At 39.9% G+C, this 9,307-nt stretch carries 7 protein-coding genes and 1 tRNA gene; 7 read left to right on the forward strand and 1 reads right to left on the reverse strand.

From position 1 onward, the window contains the following. Positions 1 to 4: 4 nt before the first annotated feature. From BM102_RS12390 to BM102_RS12400, 3 genes are all read left to right on the forward strand, one after another. Positions 5 to 898 carry a diacylglycerol/lipid kinase family protein gene (locus BM102_RS12390; RefSeq protein WP_044938630.1) on the forward strand — a complete coding sequence of 298 codons (894 nt, stop codon included), beginning with the start codon at positions 5 to 7 and terminating at the stop codon, positions 896 to 898. A 76-nt stretch (positions 899 to 974) separates the two neighbouring features. Beyond that, positions 975 to 1,838 carry a class II fructose-1,6-bisphosphate aldolase gene (gene fba, locus BM102_RS12395; RefSeq protein ID WP_033153129.1) on the forward strand — a complete coding sequence of 288 codons (864 nt, stop codon included), beginning with the start codon at positions 975 to 977 and terminating at the stop codon, positions 1,836 to 1,838. Positions 1,839 to 1,945: 107 nt separating this feature from the next. Then, complete coding sequence (locus BM102_RS12400) at positions 1,946 to 4,066, forward strand: glutamine synthetase III family protein (protein WP_044938628.1); 2,121 nt, start codon at positions 1,946 to 1,948, stop codon at positions 4,064 to 4,066. A gap of 49 nt (positions 4,067 to 4,115) precedes the next feature. Here BM102_RS12400 and BM102_RS12405 read toward each other — a convergent pair whose 3' ends face one another. Continuing rightward, complete coding sequence (locus BM102_RS12405) at positions 4,116 to 6,707, reverse strand: transglycosylase domain-containing protein (RefSeq protein ID WP_090482400.1); 2,592 nt, start codon at positions 6,705 to 6,707, stop codon at positions 4,116 to 4,118. Between the two features lie 55 nt (positions 6,708 to 6,762). Here BM102_RS12405 and BM102_RS12410 point away from each other — a divergent pair, with 55 nt between their 5' ends. From BM102_RS12410 to BM102_RS12425, 4 genes are all read left to right on the forward strand, one after another. Further along, positions 6,763 to 7,416 (forward strand): YigZ family protein, encoded by a 654-nt coding sequence (locus BM102_RS12410; RefSeq protein WP_090482403.1) that lies wholly within the window; start codon positions 6,763 to 6,765, stop codon positions 7,414 to 7,416. Between the two features lie 101 nt (positions 7,417 to 7,517). After that, positions 7,518 to 7,589 (forward strand) — tRNA-Gln (locus BM102_RS12415). A 105-nt stretch (positions 7,590 to 7,694) separates the two neighbouring features. Next, positions 7,695 to 8,393, forward strand: a complete 699-nt coding sequence (locus tag BM102_RS12420) for an acyl-[acyl-carrier-protein] thioesterase (RefSeq protein ID WP_049960420.1) — start codon at positions 7,695 to 7,697, stop codon at positions 8,391 to 8,393. Beyond that, on the forward strand, positions 8,393 to 9,217 hold the full coding sequence (locus tag BM102_RS12425) for a CvfB family protein (RefSeq protein WP_090395378.1): 825 nt from the start codon (positions 8,393 to 8,395) through the stop codon (positions 9,215 to 9,217). The genes BM102_RS12420 and BM102_RS12425 overlap by 1 nt, the downstream gene beginning before the upstream one ends. Positions 9,218 to 9,307 lie beyond the last annotated feature (90 nt).

A 9,307-nucleotide genomic window follows, 5' to 3' on the forward strand; every position in this document is an offset into this window, starting at 1 on the left:
ATATATGTCAAAAAGATTATTATTTATTATCAATCCACGCTCTGGTAAAGGGCAGATAAAAGAACATCTGGCTGACATTCTGGATATAATGATTAAGGCTGGCTATCAGGTTAGTGTACATATTACACAGTCTGGTGGCGATGCAACAAGACAGACAATTGAACAGTCCAAGGATTTCGATAGAATCGTTTGCTCTGGTGGAGATGGAACACTTGATGAAGTGGTTACTGGTATGATGCAGTTGGCTCCATCAGAAAGAAAGCCTATTGGATATATTCCAGCTGGCTCTACAAATGATTTTGGAAATTCACTTGGTATAGATAAGAACATGTTAAATGCAGCGCAGATTAGTGTTTCTGATAAACTATTTCCATGTGATATAGGTAGATTCAATTCAGATTCATTTGTATATGTGGCTGCATTTGGTATTTTTACAGAAGTTTCTTATGCCACATCACAAGATTTAAAGAATCTTCTAGGACATGCTGCATACATAATCGAAGGAGCTAAACAGCTTCGCGATATACCATCATTCCGCATGCAGGTGGAGTATGATGGCAATGTTATTTATGATGAGTTTATTTATGGCATGATTACTAATTCAAAGTCTGTCGGCGGTTTTCAGGGGATCATAAGAGGCAATATTGGTTTGAACGATGGTGTGTTTGAGGCAACATTAATCAAAATGCCACGTAACCCAATGGAGCTCAATGAAATCCTAGGCTTTATGACTGGTATTATTCCAGATTCAGAGATGGTATACAGTTTCCAAACCAGCGAAATAAAGTTTACATGTAGTGAAGATGTCCCATGGACATTGGACGGAGAATTCGGTGGCAATCATAAGGTTGTTAACGTCGTAGACGAGAACAGTGCCCTTGAAATAGCTATTGAATAGAATTTTACGTTATGTTAAAATTTGCGGTAGATGGGGTTCTTTAGAACCCAAAAACGATTATATGGAGGATATAATTATGTTAGTTTCTGCAAAAGAAATGCTTGATAAAGCAAAAGCAGGCCACTATGCAGTTGGTCAGTTCAACATTAATAACCTTGAGTGGACAAAAGCCATTCTTCTTACAGCTCAGGAGCTTAACTCACCTGTAATCCTTGGTGTATCTGAGGGTGCTGGTAAGTACATGACAGGCTTCGGTACAGTAGCTGCTATGGTTAAGGCTATGGACGAGGAGCTCGGAATTACAGTTCCTGTAGCACTTCACCTTGATCACGGTACATACGAAGGATGCTACAAGTGCATTAAAGCTGGTTTCACATCAATCATGTTTGATGGTTCACACTATCCATTCGAGGAGAACCTTGCAAAGTCTACAGAGCTTGTTAATGTTGCTCACGGACTTGGCCTTTCTATCGAGTGCGAAGTTGGTTCAATCGGTGGTGAAGAAGATGGTGTTGTAGGTATGGGCGAGTGTGCTGATCCTAACGAGTGCAAGACAATCGCTGACCTTGGTGTAGATATGCTTGCAGCAGGTATCGGTAACATCCACGGTAAGTACCCAGAGAACTGGCAGGGACTTTCTTTCGAGACACTTGATGCTATTCAGCAGAAGACAGGTGCAATGCCACTCGTACTTCACGGTGGTACAGGTATCCCAGCTGATATGATCAAGAAGGCTATCGAGCTTGGTGTTTCAAAGATCAACGTTAACACAGAGTGCCAGCTTTCATTTGCTGACGCTACACGTAAATATATTGAGGCTGGTAAGGACCTTGAGGGTAAGGGCTTCGATCCACGTAAGCTTTTAGCTCCTGGTACAGATGCTATCAAGGCAACAGTTAAAGAAAAGATGGAACTTTTCGGTTCAGTTGGAAAGGCTTAATCGGTTTGCCCGATTTAGCTTTCTTATGAGCTTTATGGAAGACAATCGGTGGGGATCCTTGCTGATTGTCTTTCTTTATATATGTTATGGGAAAGGATACTTTATAAATGGAAGAATATTTTAATGTGGCAGACATCTTTGGAGAAAATGTATTTAACGATACAGTTATGCAGGAACGACTTCCAAAGAAGACTTATCAGAAGCTTAAGCAGACTATTCTTGCGGGAGAAGAGCTTGATTTAGAGACTGCTGATGTTATTGCACACGAAATGAAGGAGTGGGCTATTGAGAAGGGTGCAACCCACTACACACATTGGTTCCAGCCACTTACAGGTATTACAGCAGAAAAACATGATTCATTTATTTCTGCTCCACTGCCAAGTGGTAAGGTGCTTATGAGCTTTTCTGGTAAAGAGCTTATAAAAGGTGAGCCAGATGCATCATCGTTCCCTTCAGGAGGACTTAGAGCCACATTTGAGGCAAGAGGATATACTGCTTGGGATCCAACATCTCCAGCATTTGTTAGACAGGATGCAGCAGGTGCAACACTTTGCATTCCTACAGCTTTCTGTTCATACACAGGAGAAGCTTTGGATCAAAAAACACCTCTGCTTCGTTCTATGGAAGTTTTATCAGAGCAGGCAATCAGACTCCTTAGATTATTTGGTAACACAAATTCTAAGCGTGTAATTCCTTCAGTTGGTGCTGAACAGGAATACTTCCTTATTGACCGTGAAATGTATCTTGCCCGTAAGGATTTAATGTATACAGGTCGTACACTCTTTGGTGCAATGCCACCAAAGGGACAGGAAATGGACGACCATTATTTTGGCTCAATTCCAGAGAGAATTGAAGCTTATATGCGTGATGTTAATATTGAGCTTTGGAAGCTTGGCGTTTCATCTAAAACACAGCATAATGAGGTTGCTCCAGCTCAGCACGAGCTTGCACCAATCTATGCACAGTGCAACGTTGCAGTTGATCACAACCAGATTATCATGGAGACTCTTAGAAAGGTTGCAAACCGCCATGGTTTACAGTGCCTCCTCCATGAAAAACCATTCGCAGGCGTAAATGGTTCAGGTAAGCATGATAACTGGTCACTTGTTACCGATGATGGAATCAATCTTTTTGAGCCAGGTAAATCACCACATGAGAACATCCAGTTCTTGCTTGTGCTTTGTCTTGTTCTTAAGGCTGTTGATTTACATGCAGATCTACTTCGTGAATCTGCATCAGACGTTGGTAATGATCACAGATTAGGTGGAAATGAAGCACCTCCTGTAATCATCTCTGTATACCTTGGAGAGCAGTTAGAGGACGTTTTAAGACAGCTTATCTCTACTGGTACTGCTACTAAGTCAAAGAAGGGTGAAAAGCTTGCTACAGGCGTTAAAACACTTCCAGACTTTAGAAAAGATGCTACAGATAGAAACCGTACATCACCATTTGCATTTACTGGAAATAAGTTCGAATTCAGAATGGTTGGTTCACAGGATTCAGTTGGCGAGCCAAACGTAGTTCTCAATACAATCATGGCAGAAGCACTTTGCGAGGCTTGTGATGAGCTTGAGAAAGCAAAGGATTTTGATAGTGCAGTTCATGACATGATCAAGAAGCTTGCTACAGAGCATCAGCGCATCGTATTCAACGGAAACGGATACGGAGAGGAGTGGATTGAAGAAGCAAAGAAGAGAGGCTTGCCAAGCATCAATTCTTTGGTAGAAGCAATTCCTGCTCTTACAACAGATGCAACAGTTTCAATGTTTGAAAAGTTTGGTGTATTCTCAAAGGTAGAGCTTGAATCACGTGCAGAAATCGAATATGAGCAGTATATCAAGTCAATCAATATTGAAGCTAAGACCATGATAGATATGGCTTCTAAGCAGATTATTCCAGCTGTAATAGGCTACGCTACAGAGCTTGGACTTTCTATCGGTACAATTCAGGATGCTTGTCCTGAGGCTGATGTAAGCACACAGAAGGAGCTTCTCATTAAGGTATCTAACCACCTACGTGAAGCAAAAGAAGCCCTTGTAAAGCTTAAAGAGACAAACAATAAGGCATATACTATGAAGGCTTCTAGCTGCGAAAAAGCCAACTTCTACCACGATGAAGTTATAAAGGCTATGGAAGAGCTCCGTGCTCCTGTAGACGCCTTAGAAATGATTGTAGACAAGGAATGCTGGCCAATGCCAAGCTACGGAGACATGATTTTCGAAGTATAAAATAAAGCAAACAAAAAAGAGCTCAAACGAGCTCTTTTTTTAATGCATATTATTCGCCACCAATTATTTGAATGGTTCCTTCGCTGCCTCCGGAAGAATCACTTGTCGTGGATGATGAACCACCAATTACACCAGTGTTTGGCATTTGGTAACCACCATGGTATGGGCAATATGTTCCGAATGTTGCAGCATCTACGCCGTATGCTTCGTCAGCAGTTCCGGCAGCTGCGCCTACAATAAATACTCCTGAGTAGGCAGGGCATTCTGAATTTGCAAACATATGTGACTGTGTACAAACAGTACCGAGATAATGCTTATCACAGTATTCTGTAGGCTCGGTGCCTTCCTCAAAGTATTCTGTGTAAACCATAGAACCACGAGGGTCGCAGTCGCATACACCGCCAATGGCAAGCTTGCCTGATTTTTTACATACTTGAGCAGTAACAATTCCATCTGGCATTGTAAAGTCTTTAGAAGATAGATTCTCGTGAATTCGGCTCATTACAGCCTTCCAAATAACCTTTGAGTATGTTGTGTAGCTTTGAGGTGTATTATCGTCAAATCCGCCCCAAATAACGCCTGTATAGTATGGAGTGAAGCCTGCAAAGACTGTATCACGATTCTTTGTTGTAGTACCGGATTTGCCGGCTACAGCAATACCATTTACATCAAAGTTGGCAGCTGTACCAGTGCCGGAAGTCATAACGTCTTCCATAGCGCTTGTAAGTAACCAAGCAGTTGTTTCTTTTAATACTCTAGTTGAAGTGTTATCTCTATTATCAAGAATTATATTTCCCTGATGATCAACTACAGTAGTGTAGAAGATTGGTGAATTGTATTCGCCACCATTTGCGATTGTTGCATAAGCTGATGTTAGGTCTACGTTAGTAACACCATTTGTGATACCACCAAGAGCAAGAGCCTGGTTGTTATCACCATCAGTCAATGTTGTGATTCCTAAATCTTTTGCATATTGGAAGCCAAGGCTTGTTCCGATATCGCCCATTACTTCAACAGTAACAACGTTGATAGAGTTTGTAATGGCAGTTCTGATATTGGTCCAGCCAAGGTATGTGTTGTTGTAGTTTTTAAGTGAAGTGCCATCTGCATATGTAGTTGGCATATCATTTTCAACAGAAGCAAGTGTCATTCCGCCGGCATCAAGTGCAGCAGCATAACAAGCAATAACCTTGAATGTTGAACCTGGCTGACGAGTAATACCTGTAGCTCTGTTAAGAGTTTTGGCTGCTGTCTTATCGCCACGTCCACCAACCATTGCAACAACCTGACCAGTGTATTGGTCCATAATTGTCATTGCGGCCTGAGGCTGAAGTGTGTATGTTACAGATTCTCCAGCGATTTCATCGCCATCTTCCATAATTGCTGCCTTGTATTCTTCGATTGCAGCAGCTGCTTCCTCTTCTGAGTCAAACTCAAGAGTGTAGCTAGAGTTACTTGACTGGTAATAAGAAAGCATTGTGGTATCAGAATAATTAGCTGTTGAGCCATCTGATTTTGTAATGGTCAATCTATATGAGAATGAATATTTTTCAATTCCCTTATAGTTGTCAGTATTGTTTATTTCTTCCTCTACGATATTTTGAATTGAAGTATCTTGTGTAGAGTAAATTGAAAGACCACCTGAATATAATAGTGAATAAGCTTCAGTTTCTGTGTAACCAAGTCTTGTTTGTAAATCTTCAATAACTTCATCTGTCAACGCATCAACAAAATAAGAAGTTGATGAAGAAGATATTTCGGTATTAAGTACCTGAATCCTATCGTAAACATCATCTGCGAGAGCTGTTTCGTATTCGCTTTCTGTGATGTAACCCTGATCCAACATATTTTTTAGCACCTTTTTACGGCGTGTTGCATTTTCCTCTGGATGAGAAATAGGATTGTATTTTGTTGGATTCTGTGTGATTCCAGCGATAACTGCGCATTCTGAAAGGGTCAAATCCGAAACAGATTTATTAAAGTATCTCTCAGCTGCTGCTTCAACTCCAAGTGTGTTCTGACCTAAGTTGATACTGTTAAGGTAGTTCTCTAAAATAACATCTTTACTAACTATTTTTTCGAGCTGAACGGCTAAGTATTGCTCCTGTATTTTTCGATTAATACTATCAAGCTTAGTTCGCTCTGATGTCCATGTGGTGAAGTAGTTATTTTTAAGTAACTGCTGGGTGATTGTACTGGCACCCTGAGAAAAATGGAAACCGTCCAGGATACCTTGCATTGCTGCTCTTATAATACCCTGTGGATCAATACCATTATGCTCATAGAATCGAGCATCCTCGATTGCAACGAAAGCATGTTGTAAATCGATAGGAATATTATCTAAAGTAACATAGGTTCTATTGGCACCTGTTGATGCTAAGGTTTCGATTTCATTTCCGTCTGAATCATAAACTGTACTCATATAGCCAGTTGGTGAGATATCGATTGTGGATACATCTGGAAGCTGGTCAATGAGATTCTTTGCATAGAGGTAAGCAAAAATACCACCAGCTACGACTACAGAGACGATGCATATCAGCGAAATACGAATAATGGCCAATCCGGCACTGTGACGTTTTCGCTTCTTACGTCCTGAAAGCTGAGCGGATTGCTTAGCTGCATTTTCTTTTCCGTAATTCATAATAACCTCCAATTTAGACTTCATTATACCAAAATTATCCTTTATAATAAACCACATGGATAATAAGACTTTTAGAATTGTATATGAAGGTGGAACAGGGGAGATAGAAGAAAAGAAATCGAGATTTATTGCTCATATTTGCCCCGTTACAACTGAAAAAGAGGCTGTAGATTTTATTTCTGAAAAAAAGAAAGTATTTTGGGATGCAAGACACAATTGCTCAGCCTTTGTTATTGGAAACAACAACGAAGTCACTAGGTGCAACGATGATGGTGAACCAGCGCAGACTGCAGGTCGTCCTATGCTGGATGTTCTTCTTAGAGAAAACATTCATAACTGTGCAGTAGTGGTGACTCGTTATTTTGGTGGAGTTCTTTTGGGGACTGGTGGCCTTGTGCGAGCATATCAGGCGGCTGTCCAGGAGGGACTGAAGAATTGCAAGATTCTTGAACCTAAAGACGGATATCCATGTGAAATAAAAACAGACTACAATGGCTATGGAAAAATAGAATATGTTCTTAGAGAAAATAATCTTCCAATTTTAAATACAGATTTTGGAGCGGAAGTAATAATTTCTTCTGTAGTCGAATGTAATTTTAAAGAAAATCTAGAAAAAATTATCGCAGACAAAACTGCGGGAAATGCCGAAATTACGTGGGATTCTCAGGTTAAATTCGATATTTTAGATGGCCAGATTTTAAAATTTTAAAAAAAGTTGAAAAAAGTGCTTGCTATTTTAAAATCTATGCTCTATAATAGCATTCGTTGACGCGGTAAAGCAGTTGAAACAAAGCGCTCAGCGAATAATATTGGCCCATCGCCAAATGGTAAGGCAACGGACTCTGACTCCGTCATTTCAAGGTTCGAATCCTTGTGGGCCAGCTAAGACCTAAGCATTAGCTTAGGTCTTTTTTTTACCTGAAATTTATGGAACAAATCAAACTGTTAATATATAATATTTGCTAACGGTGGTTTTGGAGGTAAGTGATGTATTCGTATCAGGACAGAATTAAATACAGTGAAGTTGATGCTAATCTTGATCTCACATATTTTGGCTTAGTTAATTACATGCAAAACTGTAGCTGTTTTCATTCTGATGATGTTGGCGTTGGTGTATATTACTTAGCTCCCAAAAGACTAGGCTGGTTTGTGACAAGCTATGAAATACATATTAAAAGATTGCCAAGGTATTCAGAGAAAGTAAAGGTATGCACATGGCCATATCAGGTTAGAGGCATGATGGCGCATCGTCTTTACTCAATCGAAACCGAGGATGGAGAGGTTTTGGTTTATGCGGATTCCCTCTGGGTACTTATGGATTTGGATAAGCTCAAACCATCCAGATTTACAGAAGAAATTGCAAAAGCTTATCCGGAGGATGCAAGCCTTCCTCAGTTTGATTTAAATCACAACAAGTTAAGGCTCAGTGCAGACATAGAAAAAGTTGGAGAGTTTACAGTTACAGACAGATATTTGGACACAAACAACCACATGAATAACTCTCACTACATAGATGTCACCCGTTATTACTTACCAGAGCAGTCATTCAACACAATCAATATCAACTACAAAAAAGCAGCATTGTTAGATGACAAGCTAGATGTGTATATAGGAAAAATAGAACAGGGATATCAGGTAGTCCTCAAAAAAGAAGATGAAGTTTATACAATAGTGGAGTACAAATAATGAAATTAGGCGAAATACAAGTTTTAAAAATAGAAAAGAAAGTTGAGTTTGGTGTTTATCTTTCAGATGGAACAGAAAGAGTTCTTTTGCCAAAGAAGCAGGTTCCGGAGAATGCCAAAATCGGAGACGAGATAAAGGTATTTGTATACAAGGATTCCAAGGATAGATTAATCTGTACAACAAATACTCCAAAGCTTACTTTTGGTCAGATGGGTGTTCTTTCAGTTAGCCAGGTTAATAAAGTAGGTGCATTCCTTGATTGGGGATTAGAGAAAGATTTATTCCTTCCTTTCAAGGAAATGACAAAGCAGCCATCTGAAGGTGACGAGATTTTAGTTAGAGTGTACATCGATAAAAGTCAGCGCCTCTGTGCCAGCATGAAGGGCTTATACGAGATGCTTTCTACAAAGCCACCATATCAGGTTGGTGACGAAGTAGAAGCTAGAATATACGAATTTGGCCATGACTTTGGCACTTTCGTTGCTATCGAGGACAAATATTCTGCAATGATTCCAAGGCATGAGGATACTAGCAAGTACCGAGTTGGAGATGTTCTTATGGTTCGCATCACAGGCATCAAAGAAGACGGTAAATGCGATGTTACAATCAGAGATAAAGCATACATCCAAATGGAAGATGATGCAGAAGCGTTACTTGATTTAATAGATAGCTATGCTGGTGTATTGCCATTTTCAGAAAAGGCATCACCAGAAGTTATAAAAAGGGAAACAGGTCTTTCAAAAGCAGCTTTTAAACGTGCTATTGGAAGACTCTACAAGGAAAGAAAGATTTCCTTAGTAGATGGAAAGATACGCAAACTATAAGTCCAGCGGTGTGATGTCAAGTGAAGAAGAATAAAAATTCTTTTATTTTTTGATATATTTCACGAAAAGAAAAAACGACCACCTAAGCCC

The sequence above is a fragment of the Pseudobutyrivibrio sp. JW11 genome, assembly GCF_900115355.1.
Classification (GTDB): Bacteria; Bacillota; Clostridia; order Lachnospirales; family Lachnospiraceae; genus Pseudobutyrivibrio; species Pseudobutyrivibrio ruminis.

Excerpts from the sequence above, each read along its gene's own strand:
- BM102_RS12410 (WP_090482403.1), top strand. The coding sequence starts at position 6,763 with ATGGATAATAAGACTTTTAGAATTGTATATGAAGGTGGAACAGGGGAG.
- BM102_RS12405 (WP_090482400.1), bottom strand. The coding sequence starts at position 6,707 with ATGAATTACGGAAAAGAAAATGCAGCTAAGCAATCCGCTCAGCTTTCA.
- BM102_RS12425 (WP_090395378.1), top strand. The coding sequence starts at position 8,393 with ATGAAATTAGGCGAAATACAAGTTTTAAAAATAGAAAAGAAAGTTGAG.
- BM102_RS12390 (WP_044938630.1), top strand. The coding sequence starts at position 5 with ATGTCAAAAAGATTATTATTTATTATCAATCCACGCTCTGGTAAAGGG.
- fba (WP_033153129.1), top strand. The coding sequence starts at position 975 with ATGTTAGTTTCTGCAAAAGAAATGCTTGATAAAGCAAAAGCAGGCCAC.
- BM102_RS12420 (WP_049960420.1), top strand. The coding sequence starts at position 7,695 with ATGTATTCGTATCAGGACAGAATTAAATACAGTGAAGTTGATGCTAAT.
- BM102_RS12400 (WP_044938628.1), top strand. The coding sequence starts at position 1,946 with ATGGAAGAATATTTTAATGTGGCAGACATCTTTGGAGAAAATGTATTT.